Raw genomic sequence first — 19,469 nt, forward strand, 5'->3', positions numbered from 1 at the left:
GGGGGGGGGGGGGGGGGGCGGGCGGCCCCCCCCAAAAAAAAACCGGGCCGGGGGGTGGGGCCCCCCCCCCGTCCTAGATCGGCGGAACCTGCGTTCCGGCCTTGCTTGTGGCGGTCTCCCGGGCGGCTCTTCGCGCTGGCGCGCTGCGGCAGCCTCGGGAAACGGCCCGGCGGCGGCTCATGATGGCCGCCTTTCCCCCTGGGCTTGCTGCTAAATCCTTACGGTCTGCTTCCTGATCTTCACTTCTTGCGGGCCGCGATCGCCTTCTCGGCGGTGTTGACCAGATCCTCGCCGATCTGCTTCTTCCACTTGTCGTAGACCGGCTTGGTGATCTTGGCGAAGGCGTCGTGGTCGGCCTGGGACAGCGAAGTCACGGTGACGCCGTGGCCTTCGATTTCCTTGAGCAGCGACGGGTCTTCAGGCGTCACGCCCTTGCGCGCGATGACGATCTGCTGCTTGCCGGCGTCCAGCGCGGCCTGGCGCACGATCTCGCGGTCCTTCTCGGACCAGGCGTTCCAGACCTCCCTGTTGACCACGAAGATCAGCGGGTCGGCCACGTAGTTCCACAGCGTCAGGTATTTCTGGCCCACGGTGTAGAGCTTGGAGCCGGTGTAGATGGACAGCGGGTTCTCCTGGCCGTCGACCGCGCCGCTGGCCAGCGCCGGCTGGGCGTCGGCCCAGCTCATCTGCGTGGGGTTGGCGCCCAGCGCGGTGAAGGTGTCGATGTACAGCGGCGAGCCCACCACGCGCAGCTTCATGCCCTTCATGTCCTCGGGGCGCTTGATCTCGCGCTTGGAGTTCGACAGCTGGCGGTAGCCATTCTCGCCCCAGGCCAGCGGCACCACGCCGGCCTTCTCGATCAGCTTGAACATCTCCTTGCCGACCTCGCCCTGCACCAGCGCGTCGATGGCGGCGTAGTCGGGCATCAGGAAGGGCAGCGAGAACAGGTTCAGCTGCTTGACCTGCGGCGACCAGTTGATGGTCGAGCCCACGGCCATGTCGATCACGCCCTGGCGGATGGCGGTGAATTCGCGGGTCTGGTCGCCCTGGACCAGCGAGGTGCCGGGATAGACCTTGATGTTGATGCGGCCCTGGGTGCGCTCGCGCACCAGGTTGGACCAGATCTCGGCGCCCTGGCCCCACGGGAAGGTGGTGCCGACGACGATGGAGAGCTTGTACTCGGGCTTGTAGGTCTGCGCGTGGGCGGGCGCCAGGCCGGCGACGGCGGCCGTGCACAAGGCGGCGGCGATCCAATTGCGGAACTTCATCTTGCGTCTCCTCTCTTCTCGTTGTGATGTCCGTACCTTTCCAGGCCGGCGCGCGGCGCGCGCCCGGCGTTCAATATCCCAGCTTGTGCGGCAGCCACAGCGCCAGTTGCGGGAACACCAGCACCGCCACCAGCACCAGGAACATCGCGCCCAGCAGCCACACCACCCAGGGCACCGTCGACTCCATCGGCACCCGCGCGATGCGGCACGACACCATCAGGTTCACCGCCAGCGGCGGGGTGAACTGGCCCAGCGCGACCTTCAGCGTCAGGATCACGCCGAACCACACCGGATCCCAGCCGTAGGCATTGGCGATGGGCATGAGCAGCGGCACGAAGATCAGGAAGATCGAGATGCCGTCCAGGAACATGCCCACCGTCATCAGCAGCAGGATCAGCAGCGCCAGCACGCCCCATTCGCCCAGCCCGGAATTGACGATCGCGTGCGTGATCGGGTCGATCACGCTGAGCGTGGACAGGGCCCAGGCGAAAATGCCGGCCAGCGTCACCACCAGCATGATCACGGCCGACAGCTCGGCGGCCTCGCGCAGGATGGTGAACAGATCGCGCGGCTTGATGCTGCGATGGATGAACATGCCCACGAACAGGCCGTAGAACACCGCCACCACGGCGGCCTCGGTCGGCGTGAACCAGCCCATGCGCATGCCGCCCAGGATCAGCACCGGCGCGGCCAGGCCCCAGGACGCCTCGCGCAGGCTCTTCCAGAACGGCGGGCGCGGCAGGTGCGCTTCCAGCGAGCCCATCTTGTGCTTGCGCGACAGCCACACGGCCGGGATGATCAGCGCGAAGCCGGCCAGGATGCCGGGCACCATGCCGGCGGCGAACAGCGCCGGCACCGACGCGCCCGGCACCAGCACCGAGTAGATGATGAAGGCCACCGAGGGCGGGATCAGGATGTCGGTGGCGGCGCCGGCGGCCACCACCGCGGCCGAGAACGGGCCCGGATAACCGGCGCGCGACATGGCGGTGATCATCACCGCGCCCACGGCGGCGGCGCAGGCCGGGCCGGAGCCGGAGATGCCGCCCAGGAACATGGCCACCGCGATCGACACCAGCGGCAGCATGCCCGGGCCGCGTCCGACGATGGCGATGGCGAAATCCACCAGGCGCCTGGCCACGCCCGAGCGGTCGAAGATCGAGCCGACCAGCACGAACATCGGGATCGCCAGCAGCGGGTACTTGGCCAGGCCGGCGTAGAAGTTCTGCGGCACGGTCAGGAGGCCATACCAGGGCGTGTCCAGGTTGGACAGCACGATGGCCACCGTGCCGCCCAGGCCCAGCGCCACGCCCACCGGCACGCCGATCAGCATCAGGACGATGAAGACCCCGAACAGGATGGCGGCGATCATGCCTGGCTCCGCAGGATGCGGCGCATCACGCCCAGCATGCGCAGCGAGATGGCGGCGGCCATCACCGGCAGCCAGATCGAATACCACCAGGTCGGCACGCCGATGGCGGGCGAGGTCTCTTCGTAGATGTATTCGTCGGCCACCAGCTTGACCGACAGCACCGTCAGCAGCACGAAGAACAGCAGCACGCAGCCGTTGGCGATCAGGGCCATGATGCGCTGGCGCCGGGGCGAGCCGTTGTCGGCCAGGATCTCGATGCGGATGTGGTGGTTGCGCACGAAGGCCATGCTGCCGCCGGTCATGGTCAGCACGATCAGCAGGAAGACGGAGATTTCCTCGGTCCAGGCGAAGGACTGGTCGGTGAAATAGCGCACCAGCACGTTCACGAAGGTGATCAGCGCCAGCGCCGCCAGCAATATCACGGCCAGCCAGTCCTCGATGGCCAGCGGCACTTTCACGTCGGGTTCGGGTTCAACGGGAAGAATCGGTTCGGCGGGCTCTGCGGAGGCTTCGGAGCGGGACATGGTGAGGCGGTATGGCCAGCGCGGCGGCGTGTGCGGGTTGGGGGGAGGTGTCGCAGCATCCTACCGTCGGGTTCCCGGCTGGGGTGTTCGTGTTTTCCCGTGTTTTTGGCGCTGGCCGCGCATGTTGCGATGCGGGATCGGATTTTCGGAAATCGGGATGGCCAGGCAGAATGTGCAGGAGATTCATGGATTTTCATGAATGCTGCGATGCGGGATCGAGGGTTGATCGGGGGCGAATTTTTTTGTAACACCAGGCCGGAAGCGGACGATCGAACGCCGCCCGCGCGCGCGCTCCGGGAAAACCCGCTTAACAGGTAAAATCCTCGTTTTGCTCCTTCCTCAAATACGGCGCCCGCATCGTGTCCCTTGTTCAGCATCTGCCTGGTTCCTCCGTCCTGTCCTCCTTCCGCCGCGATCGCCTGCTGGCGCAACTGAAAGAGGCCGGCCTGCCGGTGGCCGACATCTCCGCCCGCTACGAGCACTTCGTCAACACCGATGCCGCCCTGACGGCCGCGCAGCAGCAACAGCTGGCCCAACTGCTGGACTACGGCACGCCCGTGACCGGCGACGCGCCCGCCAAGAGCCTGGAACTGCTGGTCATCCCGCGCCTGGGCACGATTTCCCCGTGGGCCAGCAAGGCCACCGACATCGCCCACAACTGCGGCCTGGACGCCGTGCGCCGCATCGAGCGCGGCGTGCGCTACGTGATCACGCCCGAGCGCGGCCTGCTGGGCGCCAAGAGCTTTGACGCCGCCATGCTGGCGCGCGCGGCCGACTGCCTGCATGACCGCATGACCGAAACCGTGGTCGACGCCGGCTTCGACGGTCAGGCGCTGTTCCAGACGCTGGCCGGCAAGCCCATGCGCACCGTGGCCGTGCAGGCGCGCGGCGCCGAGGCGCTGGTCGAGGCCAACGCCACGCTGGGCCTGGCGCTGTCCGACGACGAAATCGAATACCTGGCCAAGTCCTTCAGCGACCTGGGGCGCGACCCCACCGACGTCGAGCTGATGATGTTCGCCCAGGCCAACAGCGAGCACTGCCGCCACAAGATCTTCAACGCCCAGTGGGTGATCGACGGCCAGGAGCAGCCCAACACGCTGTTCGGCATGATCCGCGCCACCCACAAGGCCCAGCCCGCCGGCACCGTGGTCGCCTATTCCGACAATGCCGCCATCATGGAAGGCGGTCCGGCCCAGCGCTTCCAGGCCGGCGTGCCCGGCCTGCCGGGCGCGGCGGGCGAGGGCGCCGACCAGGCCCGCTATATCCGCCGCGACACCACCGTGCACACGCTGATGAAGGTGGAAACGCACAATCACCCGACCGCCATCGCGCCGTTTCCCGGCGCGTCCACCGGCGCGGGCGGCGAGATCCGCGACGAAGGCGCCACCGGCCGGGGTTCCAAGCCCAAGGCCGGCCTGACCGGCTTCACCGTGTCGCACCTGCGCTTTCCGGATGCGCCGCAGCCCTGGGAAGCCGACCATCACGGCCTGCCGGACCGCATCGCCTCGCCGCTGTCCATCATGATCGACGGCCCCATCGGCGGCGCCGCCTTCAACAACGAATTCGGCCGTCCCAACCTGCTGGGCTATTTCCGCAGCTTCGAGCAGACCGCCGGCGACACGCGCTGGGGCTATCACAAGCCCATCATGATCGCGGGCGGCCTGGGCAGCATCGACGCCGGCCTGACGCACAAGGACGTGATCCCGCCGGGCGCGCTGCTGATCCAGCTGGGCGGCCCGGGCTTTCGCATCGGCATGGGCGGCGGCGCCGCGTCCAGCATCAGCATGGGCAGCAACTCCGCCGAGCTGGACTTCGATTCCGTCCAGCGCGGCAATCCGGAATTGGAACGCCGCGCGCAGGAAGTCATCGACCGCTGCTGGCAGCAGGGCGAGCGCAACCCCATCATCGCCATCCATGACGTGGGCGCGGGCGGCCTGTCCAACGCCTTCCCCGAGCTGGTCAACGACGCCGGCCGCGGCGCCATCTTCGACCTGAAGCGCGTGCCCCTGGAAGAATCGGGCCTGTCGCCGGCCGAGATCTGGAGCAACGAATCGCAGGAGCGCTACGTCCTGTCGATCCTGCCGCAGGACCTGGACCGCTTCGACGCCATCGCGCGCCGCGAGCGCTGTCCCTACGCGGTGGTGGGCGTGGCCACCGAAGAGCGCCAGCTGCGCGTGGTCGACGGCGAGGGCCTGCCGGGCCTGGACGCCATCCGCGCGCAGGGCGCCGATGAAGTGCGTCCGGTGGATGTGCCCATCGACGTGATCCTGGGCAAGCCGCCGCGCATGACGCGCGACGTCAAGCGCCTGCCTGGCGTGTCGGCCCCGCTGGACCTGGCCGGCATCGACCTGACCGAAGCCGCCTACCGCGTGCTGCGCCACCCCACCGTGGCCAACAAGTCCTTCCTCATCACCATCGGCGACCGCACCGTGGGCGGGCTGTCCAGCCGCGACCAGATGGTCGGTCCGTGGCAGGTGCCGGTGGCCGACTGCGCCGTGACGCTGGCCGACTACGAAGGCTTCCGCGGCGAAGCCATGTCCATGGGCGAACGCACGCCCATCGCCATGCTCGACGCGCCGGCCTCGGGCCGCATGGCCGTGGCCGAGGCCCTGACCAACCTGGCCGCCGCCGACGTGGCGCGCCTGGAAGACATCAAGCTGTCCGCCAACTGGATGGCCGCCTGCGGCGTGCCGGGCCAGGACGCGGCGCTGTACGACACCGTGTCGGCCGTCAGCGAGCTGTGCCAGGCCGCCGGCCTGTCCATCCCCGTCGGCAAGGACTCGCTGTCCATGAAGACCAGCTGGGAACAGGACGGCGAGCAGCGCCAGGTGGTGGCGCCGGTGTCGCTGATCGTCACGGCCTTCGCGCCGGTGGCCGACGTGCGCGCCAGCCTCACGCCGCAGCTGCGCACCGACGCCGGCGACAGCGTGCTGATCCTGGTCGACCTGGGTCGCGGCCGCCATCGCATGGGCGGCTCGATCCTGGCGCAGACCTACAACCAGGTTGGCGAGACGGTGCCGGACATCGACGCGCCGCAGGACTTGCGCGCGTTCTTCGTCACCATCCGCACGCTGGCCGAGGCCGGCACCATCCTGGCCTATCACGACCGTTCCGACGGCGGCCTGTTCGCCACGCTGACCGAAATGGCCTTCGCCGGCCGCACCGGCATCTCGGTCAACCTGGACATGCTGACCTTCGATCCGCAGTCGGCCGACTGGGGCGATTACAAGATCCGTCCCGAGCAAGTGGCCGTGCAGCGCGACGAGCTGACGCTCAAGGCGCTGTTCTCGGAAGAAGCCGGCGCCGTCATCCAGGTGCCGGCCGCGCAACGCGACGCCGTCATGCAGGTGCTGCGCGGCGCGGGCCTGTCGGCCCACTCGCACGTGATCGGCGGCCTGAACGCGGCCGACGAGATCGAGTTCTATCGCGACGGCAAGAAGGTCTGGGGCCAGCCGCGCGCCGACCTGGGCCGCGCCTGGAGCGAAGTGTCCTACCGCATCATGGCGCGCCGCGACAATCCGGCCTGCGCCCAGGCCGAGCTGGACGTCTGGAGCGACACGCAGGATCCGGGCATGCAGCCGAACGTGGACTTCGATCCGCAGGAAGACATCGCCGCGCCGTACATCGCCACCGGCAAGCGTCCGCGCGTGGCCATCCTGCGCGAGCAAGGCTGCAACAGCCAGGTTGAAATGGGTTGGGCCTTCGACACCGCCGGCTTCGAGGCCTACGACGTGCACATGACCGACCTGCTGGCCGGCCGCGTGGACCTGGCGGGCATGCAGGGCCTGGTGGCCGTGGGCGGCTTCAGCTACGGCGACGTGCTGGGCGCCGGCGAAGGCTGGGCCCGCACCATCCGCTTCAACAGCCGCCTGTCGGACCAGTTCGCCGCCTATTTCGCGCGCCCCGACACCTTCGCGCTGGGCGTGTGCAACGGCTGCCAGATGATGGCCGCGCTGGCGCCCATGATCCCCGGCGCCGAGGCCTGGCCGCGCTTCACGCGCAACCTGTCCGAGAAGTACGAGGCGCGCCTGGCCCTGGTGGAACTGGCCCAGTCGCCGTCGATCTTCTTCGCCGGCATGGACGGCGCGCGCATCCCGGTGGCCGTGGCGCACGGCGAAGGCTATGCCGATTTCTCGCAGCAGGGCGACGCCGGCCGCGTGCTGACGGCCGCGCGCTACATCGACAACCGCGGCCAGGCCACCGAGGCCTATCCGTTCAACCCCAACGGCAGCCCGGGCGGCCTGACCTCGGTCACCACCGCCGACGGCCGCTTCACGGTGATGATGCCGCACCCGGAACGCGTGACCCGCAACGTCATGATGTCCTGGGCCCCCGAAAAGTGGGGCAAGGCCGACGCCGGCGGCACGTTCAGCCCCTGGATGCGCATGTTCCGCAACGCACGCGTCTGGCTGAAGTAAAGCGCCAGGCATAGCTCGGGCTGCAGGCAAAAGGCCCCACCGCTTCAGGGCGGTGGGGCCTTTGTCCATGATGCGCCGCTTTCGCGACGGCGTACTCGAGACCTTGCTTTGGATCCACCGTCCTTGGAACGCCGTGTCCGGGCGGGCCCGGTATCCGGCGCGTGTCGGTGGCCTGCGGCGCGGCGCTTACCAGGGCAGCGTCACCGGCTTGGCGTCGCGGTTGTCGCCGGTGTAAATGCCGGGCAGGAAGCGCGACAGGAAGGTGAACTCGTTGTAGCAGTGCATGAGCAGCGCGCGGCCGAAGTCGTCGCTGAATTCAGCCTTGAGCTGGTCCGGCGTCCAGCCGTCGGCGACCAGGTCCTGGCCCATGTAGAAATGGCTGCGCAGCGCCAGCCCCCATTTCGTGTCACGGCCGATGTGCAGCAGGCGGCCGCCCAGCACTTCGCCGGTGGGCAGGCGTTGCGGCGTCGCGCCCATGCCGACGCGGCCGCAGACGGCTGCCGAGATGGCGCCGCTGTCGCGCGCCGCGCGGTAGGCCTCGGCGCCAAAGAATTCGGCGGCGTCGCGGAACTGGATGGCCAGGTCGGCGGCGGGCATGCCGGTGAAGTACTCCTTCACCAGATGGATCGAACCCACGTGCGTATCGGCGCTGCCTTCGGCCCAGTCGCTGGACACGTGGTCCACGGGGTGCCACCAGATGTACTCGCGCGTGCCGGGACGCGAGCGGAACCACCATTCGAACATCTCGCCCGTGCAGTTGTGCAGATCGGTGCGGCAGGCCACGTGCAGCACGCCGTTGGGCAGCCGTTCAAAGCCGGTTTCCAGTTGCAGGGGGGCGGGGTCCAGCAGCAGGCTGGCTTGCGAGAGTTCCATGGCGCGAGTGTCCTCAGTCGTGACGGGGGGAGGGGCGCTGGCGGCCCATCGCGAGCGCGAAGGCGGCGGCCGACAGCAATGAAATCAGGCCGGCGCCGGCGAATACGACGCCGGGCCCGCCGGGCAGGAATTCCATGAAGGAAGACAGGAACTGGCCGCAGAAGATGGCCATGGACAGGTACGCCAGATGACGGGCCCGCGCGCCGTCGGCGCTATGTTCGATGACCAGGTGGTTGAGCAGCGGAATCGACAGGCCGAATCCCAGTCCATGCAGCAGGGCGCCCGCCAGCAGCGCCGGCCATTGCGCGGGCGACTGCGCCACGGTGAAACAGCCGTGGGCGGCCGCGTAGGCCAGCAGCGCGGCGACCAGCACGGCGCGGCCGCTGGCGCGACGGCCCAGCGCCGGCAGCAGCGCCGCGCCGCCCACCGCCACCAGCGAGATGAAGGACAGGAAGTAGCCGGTGCCGGCCTCATCGACGCCCAGGCCCGCGAGCCGGGCGGGCAGCATGATGATGCCGGCGAAGAACGCGACCATCGACAGCAGGGCGGCGGCGAAGGCGGTCTTGACCTGCGCCGGCATGGCGGCAGCGGCGGCGGTCGGGCCGCCGTGACGGGGCGTGGACGATACGGTAGGTGTGGCAGATGCAGGCGCTGCGGTCGATGCGGCGAATGCGGGCGCTGCGACCGCTGTGACGGGCACGCAGAAATGAACCAGCGCCAGCAGCGCCCAGGCGCACAGGTACAGCGCGAACGGCAGGCTCCAGCGCTGTTGCGCCAGCAGGCCGCCGGCGAACAGGAACAGCACCCCGCCCAGCTCGATGGCCATGCCCTGGCGCGCGATCATCGCCAGCCGCGCGCGGCCCGTGTAGAACGTGGAGATCAGTCCGGTGCCCGCCGCCATCACCAGCGCCGTGGCGCCGCCCAGCAGCAGCCGGTCGGCGTAGATCAGCCAGGCGCCGCGCAGGTACGGGCCGGCCGCGCCCAGCAGGCCGTACAGGAACAGGCCCAGCATCAGCGCGCGCCGCAATCCGGCCCGTTCCATCAGCCGGGCGGCGGCCGGGCCGAACAGCACCACGCCCAGCGCGGGCAGCGTGACCAGCCAGCTGCCGCCGGACCCGACGCCCAGTTGCGCGGCGACGGCGGGCAGCCCAGGAACGATCACGCAGCCCACCATGATGGTGAGCGTGGCCACGGCGAGCAGCGTATGGCTACCGAGGGCGGATAAACTCTGATGGCCGGTGTGGGTATGCACGATTTTTGTTCCGTTTAGTGGGTGTGTGTTCCACTATTCGGATCGAATTGTCGTGGCTTGCCCCTGGGCTGTCAAGACACGCCAAGAGAATCGAGATAGGGAAATGAGCGAAGACAACGACTCCGCGTCGGGACGTCAGGTGATTTCGCGCGCCGCCGCGGTGCTGCGCGCGCTGGCCGAAGACAACAGCGGCCAGAGCCTGGGCCAGATCGCGAAGAAGACGGACCTGCCGCGCACCACCGTGCACCGCATCGTCGCGGCGCTGGAAGCGCAGCAGCTGGCCGCCACCACGCCCGCCGGCGTCCGACTCGGCCAGGCGCTGGTGCGGCTGGCGGCCTCGGCGCATACCGACGTGGTCGCCGCCGCGCGCCCCTTCGTCGAGGCGCTGGGGCGGCGGCTGCGCGAAACCGTGGACCTGTGCGTGTTCCGGGGCCAGCACGCGGTATCGGTCGACCAGTTCGCCTCGGACCAGGAACTGCGCGTGGTCGCGGCGGTGGGCACCGCCTATCCGATCCACTGCACCGCGCATGGCAAGGCCCTGCTGGCGCGCCTGGACGACGCGGCGCTGGAGGAGCTGCTGGGCGCGCGGCTGGAACGCCGCACCGCCAGCACCATCACCGCGCGCAAGGATCTGCTGGCGCAGCTGGCCGAGGTCCGGACTCGCGGCTGGGCACTGGACCTGGAGGAACACGCGGTCGGCATCTGCGGGATCGGCGTGCATATCGAGACCGGCCAATCCGAGCAGTACGCGCTGTCGGTCGCGCTGCCGGCCGCGCGCTACGAAGGGCAGCTCGACGCCTGCCTGGCGGCCTTGTTCCAGTGCAAGGCCGAGATTGAATCCTTGCTGGCCGGCTGATCCGGCGGCGGCCCTGGGCCGACGTCGGCGCGATGGACGTTCCTGCGGGGAAGGGCTGAAATGTAATGAGATATTTAACTTTTCATTGCATCAAGCCGTAATACAGGTACAGCCGCGCCGGCGTTCGGGCGCCCGCGCCGTCCATCCTTGCTTCCCGCCGCAGGATTTCTCCGTGCCCGGCCCTTGAACGCCTGGGCGCCGCTTTCGTGTAATCCCGGAGTGGCTCATGTTCAAGAACCTAAGCATCCGCGCGATCCTGACGACCGCGCTGGCCGTCTTTTTCGCGCTTTTCCTGGTCATCGGCATCGCCGTGCACCAGCAACTGTCTTCCAACCGCAATTCCATCGAAGTCCTGCTAGACACCAACCTGGTGCGCGCCAGCGCCGTCGACAACGCGGGCGCCGAACTGCTGCGCGCCCGCCTGGTGATGCTGGCCGCGCAGACCGCGCTGATGGAAGGCAAGTCCATCGACAACCTGGCCAGCATGCAACGGCTGGACGGCTACCTGAAGAAGTCCGCCGACCTGATCGACAGCGTGCGCAAGATGCCCGAGACCTCGCCGGTGGGCAAGCCGCTGTTCGAGGCCGCGCTGGCCGCCTATGACGTGTATCAGCGCGACGCCATCACGCCGATGGTCGCGGCCATCCGCGCCGGCAAGGCGCAGGAGGCCGGCAAGCTGAACCTGGAGAAGGTCACGCCGCTGGGCCTGGTCTTCACCGTCGCGATTCAGAAGTATGTGGACTTCGCCGATGAAGTGGGCCAGCGCGTGGCGCGCGAAGCGTCCGCCCGCATCAACGGTGCGCTGGCGTTCCTGGTCGCCGCGCTGGCCGTGGTGGCGGCGCTGGTGGTGGGCGTGTACGCGGTGTTCGCGCGCGCGGTCTTCCGCCCGCTGCACGAGGCCGGACGGCTGTTCGACAGCATCGCCGGCGGCGACCTGACCAACCGCGTCGAGCAGCGCGCCAACAATGAAATCGGCATCCTCTACGCGGCGGTCAAGCGCATGCAGGACAGTCTGGCCCGCACCGTTTCGGCGGTGCGCCATGGCGTCGAGGAAATCCATACCGGCGCGCGCGAGATCGCCGCCGGCAACATCGACCTGTCCTCGCGCACCGAACAGCAGGCCGCCTCGCTGGAGGAAACCGCCGCCAGCATGGACGAACTGTCGTCCACCGTGCGCCACAACGCCGACAGCTCGCGCAACGCCTCGGAGCTGGCCGTGGCCGCGTCCGACGTGGCCACGCGCGGCGGCCGCGCCGTCGGCGAGGTGGTGGGCACCATGCGCGCCATCGCCGACAGCTCCAGCCGCATCGCCGATATCGTCGGCGTGATCGAGGGCATCGCCTTCCAGACCAACATCCTGGCGTTGAACGCGGCCGTGGAAGCGGCTCGCGCCGGCGAGCAGGGCAAGGGCTTCGCGGTGGTGGCCAGCGAAGTGCGCGCGCTGGCCCAGCGCAGCGGCCAGGCGGCCAAGGAAATCAAGGGCTTGATCGACGACTCGGTGCAGAAGGTCTCGATCGGCTCGGACCAGGTGGAGGCCGCCGGCGCCACCATGCAGGAAATCGTCGCCTCGGTGCGGCGCGTCACCAGCATCATCAACGAAATCTCCAGCGCGTCCGAGGAGCAGTCGCGCGGCATCCAGCAGGTCAACCAGGCCGTCTCGCAGATGGACAGCGTGACCCAGCAGAACGCCGCGCTGGTCGAGCAGGCCGCCGCCTCGGCCGCGTCGCTGGAAACGCAATCGCAGCGCCTGCGCGAAGCGGTGGCGGTGTTCAAGTTGCAGACCGGCCGCGTGATCGAGGCCGAGGCCCCGGCGCTGGGCCGGGGCGCGGAGCCGGCGCTGCTGGGCGCTTGAATCGGGGACAAAAGATGCCGCCCGTGCCGGGCGGGCATAGAATATCGGTTTGCCCACCCGCACCGCATACCTACAGGATTTCGCGCCATGAACGCACGCATCCCCGACGACGCCCTGCCTCCCACCCTAGACCCCAAGGCGCTGCAGGCCTTCGTGGACGACAACTGGGACAACGAGATCATTCCCGCGCTGACCGATTACATCGCGGTCCCGGCCAAGAGCCCGGCCTTTGACGCCGACTGGGAAAAGAACGCCTTCATCGAGCGCGTGGTGCGCGACGCGGCGCAGTGGGTCGAGGCGCAGAAGGTCTCCGGCCTGACGCTGGAAGTGGTGCGCCTGCCGGGCCGCACGCCCGTCATCTTCTTCGACGCGCCCGCCACCCGCAGCGACAACGGCGACACCATCCTGCTGTACGGCCACCTGGACAAGCAGCCGGAATTCTCCGGCTGGCGCGCCGGCCTGGGCCCCTGGACCCCCAAGCTCGAGGACGGCAAGCTCTATGGCCGTGGCGGCGCCGACGACGGCTACGCCGTCTACGCCTCGCTGACCGCCATCATGGCGCTGGACAAGCAGGGCGTGCCGCGCCCGCGCTGCGTCGGCATCGTCGAGACCTGTGAGGAATCCGGCAGCTACGATCTGCTGCCCTACGTCGACGCGCTGCGCAGCCGCCTGGGCAACGTCGCGCTGGTGGTGTGCCTGGACTCGGGCGCCGGCAACTACGACCAGCTCTGGATGACCACCTCGTTGCGCGGCATGGTCTCGGGCACGCTGGAAGTGCAGGTGCTGGACGAGGGCGTGCACTCGGGCGACTCCAGCGGCGTGGTGCCGTCGTCGTTCCGCATCCTGCGCCACCTGCTGGACCGCCTGGAAGACAGTTCCACGGGCCGCCTGCTGCCGCAGAGCCTGCATTGCGAGATCCCGGCCGAGCGCGTCGAGCAGGTGCACGCCACCGCGCGCATCCTGGGCGACGAGGTCTGGCGCCGTTTCCCCTGGAGCTGCGGCGCCGATGGCGGCTTCGTGCTGCCCATGACCACCGAGCCCGAACAGGCCCTGCTGAACCGCACCTGGCGTCCGACGCTGTCGGTGACCGGCGCCGAGGGCCTGCCGCCGCTGTCCAGCGCCGGCAACGTGCTGCGCCCGCGCACCGCCTTCAAGCTGTCGCTGCGCCTGCCGCCGCTGGTCGACGCCGTGGCCGCCTCGCAGGAGATCAAGGCGCTGCTGGAAGCCGACGCGCCGTACAACGCCAAGGTCATCTTCAAGGCCAACGAAGGCGCCGCCACCGGCTGGAACGCGCCGGCCTCGGCGCCCTGGCTGACCCAGGCGCTGGACGCCGCCTCGCAGGCCTACTACGGTTCGCCCTGCGGCTACATTGGCCAGGGCGGCACCATCCCGCTGATGAGCATCCTGCAAAAGGGCTTCCCCAAGGCGCAGTTCATGGTCTGCGGCGTGCTGGGCCCGAAGTCCAACGCCCACGGCCCCAACGAGTTCCTGCACATTCCCTACGGCAAGAAGCTCACCGCCGCCGTGGCCCAGACCATGGCCGCGATGCCGGCCGCCTGATCCGCCGTCCGCCCGGCCTCGCCGCCGGGCAGGCGCGGCAAGGCGCGGGCCGCGCGGGCGCTTCAGCCCGCGCTTTTCTTTTCCGGAATTCCATCCATGATCACCACCTCCGACGCCTACGCCAGCGTGCTGGAAGAAACCCAGCACTGGCTCAACCAGGCCGTCATCGGCCTGAACCTCTGTCCCTTCGCCAAGGCGGTCCAGGTCAAGGACCAGATCCGCTACGCCATCAGCGACGCCACCGACGCCGAGGGCGTGCTGACCGACCTGCAGGACGAACTGGCGCTGCTGGCCGAGGCCGACCCCGAGCAGATCGACACCACGCTGTTGATCCTGCCCGACGCGTTCGACGATTTCCTGGATTTCAACGACTTCGAGGAAATCTCCAACCGCCTGCTCAAGCGCATGGACCTGGTGGGCGAGCTGCAGGTCGCGACCTTCCATCCGCAGTTCCAGTTCGCCGACACCGAGCCGGACGATATCGAGAACTGCACCAACCGTTCGCCGTATCCGATCCTGCACCTGCTGCGCGAAGAGAGCATCGACCGGGCCGTGGATGCGTTCCCGGACGCCGCCGAGATCTATGAGAAGAACATCGAGACGATGAAGCGGCTGGGTGTCGAGGGGTGGAAGCGGCTGATGCGCGCGCCCTGAGCGGGTGGCGCGTGGCGGGCCGTCAATTTTTGAACGCGTCGTGCTGCTGGACCGCCGCTACCAGGTTTGGATATAAGAAGAACTCGACCAGCCTTTGAAAATTCGCGTCCGCGCTCCCCGCGCGCGGCCCGTGTCTGCATGTCTTGTTTTTGTTGCCCTTCAATCCAAGCAAGAAACCTGGAGCAAGAACCATGATGCGCACGCTGTATTGCACCGCCCTGTTCGCCTTGACGACCGTGGCCCAGGCCGCGCCATCCTGCCCGCTGGCGCATTGGGACGATTACGGCGGCACGCAACTGTTCCGCAATGCCGGGCAGGGCGCCTACGTGTTCGCCACCACGCATGCGCAGGTGGATGCCGATGGCGCGCCCAACGCCTATCACCCTGACGATGTCGGCCTGAATTGCAAGACAGGCACGGGATTCAAGGGCCTGGATTGTCCGGCCAATGGCGGCTATCCGAATGGCGACTGGTGGCCTTCCGCCATCGTTCCGGATCCGAAGAACAAAAAGAAGGGCTACGTCCAGCCTGACGGCGAGTTCAAGGGATTCTTCGTGTCGCAGACGTCGCTCAGGGACGGTGCCCGGTCGGATCTGGATCCGGCCAAGTATGTCAACGCCGCGGCGGTGCCTTACCTGGTCTTTCCCGGGGCATTCCATCAGAAAGCGGGCACGGGAACGCTGGGCGACCTGGGCTATGCGGTGAACCTGGACAACGGCAAGACGTCGGCGTTCATCGTGGCGGAGGTCGGGCCCTCGGATGCGAAATTGGGGGAAATGTCGATTGCCCTGGCGCAGGCGCTGGGCGGACAGAACCCCAATCCGCGCACGGGCGCCGGCAAGCCGGACGGCAAGATCGCCTACGTGGTGTTTCCGAAAAGCCGGGCCAATCCCGCGTGGCCCCTGACCAATCAACAAATCGGCGACCGCGTCCAGGGCCTGCTCAAGCAGTTGCCCGGGGGCATGGAGACGCTCAAGGCTTGCGGCGCCGACGCGAAATAGGCGCCGGGCCCGCGCCGGTCCTCATTCCTCGTTGGCCCACTCCACCTGCACGCCCAGGCTGCGCAGGTTCTCGACGAAGCGCGGATGGGCGCGGCGGATCGGGGTGGCGTTGCGGATCTCGGAGCGGCCCTTGATGCTGCTGGCCACCATGAACAGCGCGATGGCCACGCGGATGATGTAGGGGCTCTCGACCACGGCCGGCGTGAGGGCATTGCCGCCGAAGGTGACGACGCGGTGCGGGTCCGACGAGAATACGTGGGCGCCGAACTTGGACAGCTCGCCGGTCCAGCCCAGCGCGCCGTCATAGACCTTGTTCCAGAACATGGCGTTGCCTTCGGCGCACACGCCCAGCGCGATGAAGATCGGCAGCAGGTCCACCGGGAAATACGGCCAGGGCGCGGCCTCGACCTTGGTCAGCACGTTGCTGGTGAAGGGCGTCTGCACCTTCAGCGGGCCGTCGCGGAATGCGCGCGACCAGCCGTCCTTGTGTTCGATGCGCACGCCGAACTTGGCGAACGTGCGGTCGATCAGCGGGAAATTGCCCGGCGTGCTGTTGCGCACCACCACGTCGCCGCCGGTGATCGCGCCCAGCGCCAGGAAGGTGGTGATCTCGTGGAAGTCTTCCTCGAACGTGAACTCGCCGCCCTTGAGCGCCGCGCCGCCGCGCACCGCCAGCCGCGAGGTGCCGATGCCGTCGATGTCCGCGCCCATCATCGCCATGAAGCGGCAGAATTCCTGCACGTGCGGTTCCGACGCGGCGTTGGTCAGCGTCGATTCGCCTTGCGCGGCGGCCGCGCACAGCACGAAGTTCTCGGTGGTGGTCACCGAGGCATAGTCCAGCCAGTGATGGGTGGGGTGTAGCGGGCCGCTGCTGCGCACCAGCAGCGAGCCGTCGGCGCGTTCCACCTGGCCGCCGAAGGAGCGGAAGATGTCCACGTGCGGATCGATCTCGCGCACGCCCAGCGTGCAGCCCTTGACGTTATCCTCCAGCCGCGCCACGCCGAAGCGCGCCAGCAGCGGCGGCACCAGCATGATGGACGAGCGCATTTCCTCGGGCAGCCGGTGCACGGCGGCGTCGAAGCGCGTATCGCGATGGTGCAGGTCCAGCACGCGGGTGGTTTCGTCCAGCTTCACCTGGCTGCCCAGGGCGCGGAAGATGTCCAGGATCTTGCGCACGTCGGTGATGTCCGGCACGCCGTTCAGCCGCAGCGGCTGATCGGTCAGCAGCGTGGCGCACAGGATGGGCAGGACCGCGTTCTTGTTGGCGGAAGGAACGACGCGGCCGCGCAGGGGCGTGCCGCCGTGGACGATGAGGTTGGACATTGGGGGAAGGCGGGTAAGGCGTTGGGGAAAGCTGCCCGGGGATTGTAACGTCGGCGCGGCCGCCCGCCGGGGCGGGAAGGATTGCCAAAGGTGTCAGGCTACGAGGCTTTGCGACACGCCCGCAGCTCGGGGGGGGCCTGTGCCAGCGGCACAGGCGTGTCCCCATGTCCGGGCGTCCTCGTCAGCCCCGGACGATTCCGCTCTTGCGGGCGGCGGCGATGGCGTTGTCTATCTCGGCAGCAAATTGTCTTGTCTTGCTGATGGCGTCGGCGGTATTGAGCTTGCTGGCCAGGACCAGGCGTCGATACTCGCTGCCTCCGAACTTGTCCAGGCCCGGAAAGACCTTCGCCATGTGCTGGCGCAGCGCTTCGACGTCGCAATTGTCCTTGTGGAACTGGTCAGTCACCCAGATCAGCCTGATGGTGAATCGGGTGTTGGCTTCGTCGCTTTGGGTATCGCGCCGCACGTTCAGGAAAATTGGCCAGTATCCATCCGCCATGAGCGATTCCATTTCGGCCGTGGCGAAGCGCAGCCATGTCCGGCTGTATTCCACTTCGTCATGCTTGACCTGGGGAAGTATCTTGCGCAGTCCGACCCGCACGGACGCGATACCCCGGGATTGAACCAGGTGGTCGCACAGCTGGCGGTTTTGCTGGATGAACAGCAGCAGCTCGCCCGTTTGGTCGCCAAATGTCGTTGGCGTCCATTCCGTGGGTTGGACCTTTCTTTGCAGGCGGATCGCTTCGACGACTGCTTCATGCTGGGAAGCAAGTTCCGCGGCAAGCTCGTTGACCTGCTTTTCGTTTGGACTCTGCCACCCAGTCTGCTTCTGGCAATACGCCATGAGCAACTGGGCTGCTTCGTTGTTGCGCTCCAAATGCAACCGGGCCCGGTTGGCCGATGCTTCGAGCCAGCCGTAGTCGAGCAGGGCCCATTTGTTGCCCAACGATTTCAGATGCTCTTCGGGATAGTCCGCGAGGTCGCGGTCGACGACGATATAGGCGAACTGATAATCGGAGAAGACCCGGCGATTGCTGATCTGCTGCGACACGGCCGCGTAGTAGTCGCTGAGCTGTGTTTCGGTCAGAGAGGCTCCGGCCTTGTTTTCGATCGTGACGATGATCTTGTTGCCGGGATCGATAAGGAACAGGTCCAGGCGGCCCCGTCTCGTGTCGGCGGTGGTGAGGCTGAATTCCCGGGCGATGAAGGCAGAGCCGAAACTTGACGTGCGGATTTTTCCTGGCGTCCACGTTTCGAAGAAGATCTTGTTGGCGAACTTGTTTGTTTCCTGCCCAGCATCGTAGGCCGCGATCAGGAAATCCTTGATCACCGCATCGCCCTGGCCGTGGCCTTCATTGGGATGCAGGCACCAGGCCAGCATGTCGGAGTGCTGTGTTTCGGTCAGCGAGACGACGTCCAGGAAGTCGTCGGAAATCTTGACGCGCTCGATCAGGTCCACCAGTCGCTTGTCGGACAGAAACGCATACAGATCATTCGGTGTCATGGGAGTGTCATTCCGGCTGTGGAGGCTTGGTTGCGATGGGCCGCAACCTCTTACCTACGGCGGCAATGACGCGTTCTTTAGGGCTTGGGATGCGTCCAGCAGAACCACCGCAACACGGGCTCCGAACCTGGCGCGTCCGGATCGTCATGCTCGAATCCCACTTCCACGCCGCCTTCGGTCAGCGCTACGAAGGCATAAGGCGGCGAATACGGCCGGATCGAGCGGATGCCGATGCCCAGCGCCGCCGCAGTCGCCTCGAACTGCGCCAGCGAGGTGCCCTCGCGCAGCGGGCCGGGATCGGCGAGTTTCAGCGGTCCGCCGTCGGGCGTGCCGCGCCGGCCGCTGAAGCTGTCCACGAACAGCGTCGTCAGCTCGGACGGCGCGGCGAAATGGAATTCCACATCGCCATAGGCCAGGATCAGCGGGAAGCAGCGCGCGTCGCCCGCGACATAGGCGCGGTCCAGGTCGCCGGGGGCGTAGGCATCTTCCGGCGCGCCCAGCGCCAGGAACACGTCCTCGGGCGTGCAGTGGACCGTGGGCGTGTAGGGACCGAAGGCGCCCAGGCGCAGGAAGTCGAGCAGGGAGATGGGTGTCATGCAAGGAGGCGCGGGCTTCTGGTCGGGCGCGGGGTCGAGGTTCGGGATGAGGATGGCGGGCTGGCGCCTGGTTTCAAGCGCCGGCCGCCGCCTGCGCGGATTCTACGATTTGTCCGCGCAGCCAGGCATGGGCGGGATCGTCCTGGAAGCGCTCGTGCCAGATCATGGCGGGCGACAGCGGCGGCATGGGCAGGGGCAGGTCCACGACGTGCAACGCCAGCGTGGCCGCCAGCCGCCGCGCCAGTCGCACGAACCGCGCCATCAATCCCGGCACGAGCAGCAGCGCCTGGTGGTCATGTGCGGCGAGGGTGTAGCGGCCCGAGGCCGTGGCCGTATCGACGGACGTCGGCAGGACGATGGCGCGGGCCGATTCCAGCAGGCGGCCGACCGGGCCAGTCAGCTGTTGGTCCCGGGGCGAT

General features: G+C 68.0%; 15 protein-coding genes. 6 read left to right on the forward strand and 9 right to left on the reverse strand.

Annotated elements, in window-relative coordinates:
• Positions 1-239: 239 nt before the first annotated feature.
• The 3 genes from ACEU5R_RS19740 to ACEU5R_RS19750 all read right to left on the reverse strand — a co-directional run bounded on the left by ACEU5R_RS19740 (position 240) and on the right by ACEU5R_RS19750 (position 3,161).
• Positions 240-1,268, reverse strand: a complete 1,029-nt coding sequence (locus ACEU5R_RS19740; protein ID WP_103274933.1) for a DctP family TRAP transporter solute-binding subunit — start codon at positions 1,266-1,268, stop codon at positions 240-242.
• Between the two features lie 70 nt (positions 1,269-1,338).
• Positions 1,339-2,637, reverse strand: a complete 1,299-nt coding sequence (locus tag ACEU5R_RS19745; RefSeq protein WP_103274932.1) for a TRAP transporter large permease — start codon at positions 2,635-2,637, stop codon at positions 1,339-1,341.
• Positions 2,634-3,161, reverse strand: a complete 528-nt coding sequence (locus ACEU5R_RS19750; protein WP_392411334.1) for a TRAP transporter small permease — start codon at positions 3,159-3,161, stop codon at positions 2,634-2,636. Before ACEU5R_RS19750 ends, ACEU5R_RS19745 begins: the two co-directional genes overlap by 4 nt.
• Before the next feature lie 359 nt (positions 3,162-3,520).
• Between ACEU5R_RS19750 and purL the strand changes: the two genes are divergently transcribed.
• Positions 3,521-7,579 carry a phosphoribosylformylglycinamidine synthase gene (gene purL, locus ACEU5R_RS19755; RefSeq protein WP_392411335.1) on the forward strand — a complete coding sequence of 1,353 codons (4,059 nt, stop codon included), beginning with the start codon at positions 3,521-3,523 and terminating at the stop codon, positions 7,577-7,579.
• 186 nt (positions 7,580-7,765) lie between these two features.
• On the opposite strand, the gene ACEU5R_RS19760 is transcribed toward purL, so the two are convergent.
• Positions 7,766-8,452, reverse strand: a complete 687-nt coding sequence (locus tag ACEU5R_RS19760) for a DAPG hydrolase family protein (protein WP_392411336.1) — start codon at positions 8,450-8,452, stop codon at positions 7,766-7,768.
• Between the two features lie 13 nt (positions 8,453-8,465).
• On the reverse strand, positions 8,466-9,704 hold the full coding sequence (locus ACEU5R_RS19765) for an MFS transporter (protein ID WP_199770876.1): 1,239 nt from the start codon (positions 9,702-9,704) through the stop codon (positions 8,466-8,468).
• A gap of 103 nt (positions 9,705-9,807) precedes the next feature.
• On the opposite strand from ACEU5R_RS19765, the gene ACEU5R_RS19770 reads away from it, so the two are divergent.
• From ACEU5R_RS19770 to ACEU5R_RS19790, 5 genes are all read left to right on the forward strand, one after another.
• Positions 9,808-10,560, forward strand: a complete 753-nt coding sequence (locus tag ACEU5R_RS19770) for an IclR family transcriptional regulator (RefSeq protein ID WP_103274927.1) — start codon at positions 9,808-9,810, stop codon at positions 10,558-10,560.
• A 226-nt stretch (positions 10,561-10,786) separates the two neighbouring features.
• Positions 10,787-12,412: a methyl-accepting chemotaxis protein gene (locus ACEU5R_RS19775; RefSeq protein ID WP_392411337.1), complete on the forward strand. Its 1,626-nt coding sequence runs from the start codon at positions 10,787-10,789 to the stop codon at positions 12,410-12,412.
• Between the two features lie 87 nt (positions 12,413-12,499).
• Positions 12,500-13,972: a M20 family metallopeptidase gene (locus tag ACEU5R_RS19780; RefSeq protein ID WP_392411338.1), complete on the forward strand. Its 1,473-nt coding sequence runs from the start codon at positions 12,500-12,502 to the stop codon at positions 13,970-13,972.
• Positions 13,973-14,068: 96 nt separating this feature from the next.
• The gene (locus ACEU5R_RS19785; protein WP_103274924.1) at positions 14,069-14,626 is read left to right on the forward strand and encodes a DUF1415 domain-containing protein; all 558 of its coding nucleotides are present in this window, start codon (positions 14,069-14,071) and stop codon (positions 14,624-14,626) included.
• 191 nt (positions 14,627-14,817) lie between these two features.
• Positions 14,818-15,627, forward strand: a complete 810-nt coding sequence (locus tag ACEU5R_RS19790) for a hypothetical protein (RefSeq protein ID WP_392411339.1) — start codon at positions 14,818-14,820, stop codon at positions 15,625-15,627.
• A 21-nt stretch (positions 15,628-15,648) separates the two neighbouring features.
• Here the strand turns inward: ACEU5R_RS19790 and ACEU5R_RS19795 are convergent, their stop codons facing one another.
• The 4 genes from ACEU5R_RS19795 to ACEU5R_RS19810 form a co-directional block, all read right to left on the reverse strand.
• A complete protein-coding gene (locus ACEU5R_RS19795) occupies positions 15,649-16,950 on the reverse strand; it encodes a UDP-N-acetylglucosamine 1-carboxyvinyltransferase (RefSeq protein WP_392411340.1) in 1,302 nt (433 codons plus the stop codon).
• 181 nt (positions 16,951-17,131) lie between these two features.
• Entirely contained in the window at positions 17,132-18,454 is a 1,323-nt protein-coding gene (locus tag ACEU5R_RS19800; RefSeq protein WP_392411342.1) for a PD-(D/E)XK nuclease family protein, read from the reverse strand.
• A gap of 77 nt (positions 18,455-18,531) precedes the next feature.
• Positions 18,532-19,050 (reverse strand): hypothetical protein, encoded by a 519-nt coding sequence (locus ACEU5R_RS19805; RefSeq protein WP_392411343.1) that lies wholly within the window; start codon positions 19,048-19,050, stop codon positions 18,532-18,534.
• Between the two features lie 73 nt (positions 19,051-19,123).
• Positions 19,124-19,324, reverse strand: a complete 201-nt coding sequence (locus tag ACEU5R_RS19810; RefSeq protein ID WP_392411344.1) for a hypothetical protein — start codon at positions 19,322-19,324, stop codon at positions 19,124-19,126.
• Positions 19,325-19,469 lie beyond the last annotated feature (145 nt).

Origin of the sequence: Achromobacter sp. 413638, assembly GCF_043119405.1 — a bacterium.
GTDB lineage: Bacteria > Pseudomonadota > Gammaproteobacteria > Burkholderiales > Burkholderiaceae_B > Achromobacter.

Coding starts and splice junctions, on each gene's coding strand:
- ACEU5R_RS19740 (WP_103274933.1), bottom strand. CDS start 1,268: ATGAAGTTCCGCAATTGGATCGCCGCCGCCTTGTGCACGGCCGCCGTC.
- ACEU5R_RS19745 (WP_103274932.1), bottom strand. CDS start 2,637: ATGATCGCCGCCATCCTGTTCGGGGTCTTCATCGTCCTGATGCTGATC.
- ACEU5R_RS19750 (WP_392411334.1), bottom strand. CDS start 3,161: ATGTCCCGCTCCGAAGCCTCCGCAGAGCCCGCCGAACCGATTCTTCCC.
- ACEU5R_RS19760 (WP_392411336.1), bottom strand. CDS start 8,452: ATGGAACTCTCGCAAGCCAGCCTGCTGCTGGACCCCGCCCCCCTGCAA.
- ACEU5R_RS19770 (WP_103274927.1), top strand. CDS start 9,808: ATGAGCGAAGACAACGACTCCGCGTCGGGACGTCAGGTGATTTCGCGC.
- ACEU5R_RS19775 (WP_392411337.1), top strand. CDS start 10,787: ATGTTCAAGAACCTAAGCATCCGCGCGATCCTGACGACCGCGCTGGCC.
- ACEU5R_RS19780 (WP_392411338.1), top strand. CDS start 12,500: ATGAACGCACGCATCCCCGACGACGCCCTGCCTCCCACCCTAGACCCC.
- ACEU5R_RS19785 (WP_103274924.1), top strand. CDS start 14,069: ATGATCACCACCTCCGACGCCTACGCCAGCGTGCTGGAAGAAACCCAG.
- ACEU5R_RS19790 (WP_392411339.1), top strand. CDS start 14,818: ATGATGCGCACGCTGTATTGCACCGCCCTGTTCGCCTTGACGACCGTG.
- ACEU5R_RS19795 (WP_392411340.1), bottom strand. CDS start 16,950: ATGTCCAACCTCATCGTCCACGGCGGCACGCCCCTGCGCGGCCGCGTC.
- ACEU5R_RS19800 (WP_392411342.1), bottom strand. CDS start 18,454: ATGACACCGAATGATCTGTATGCGTTTCTGTCCGACAAGCGACTGGTG.
- ACEU5R_RS19805 (WP_392411343.1), bottom strand. CDS start 19,050: ATGACACCCATCTCCCTGCTCGACTTCCTGCGCCTGGGCGCCTTCGGT.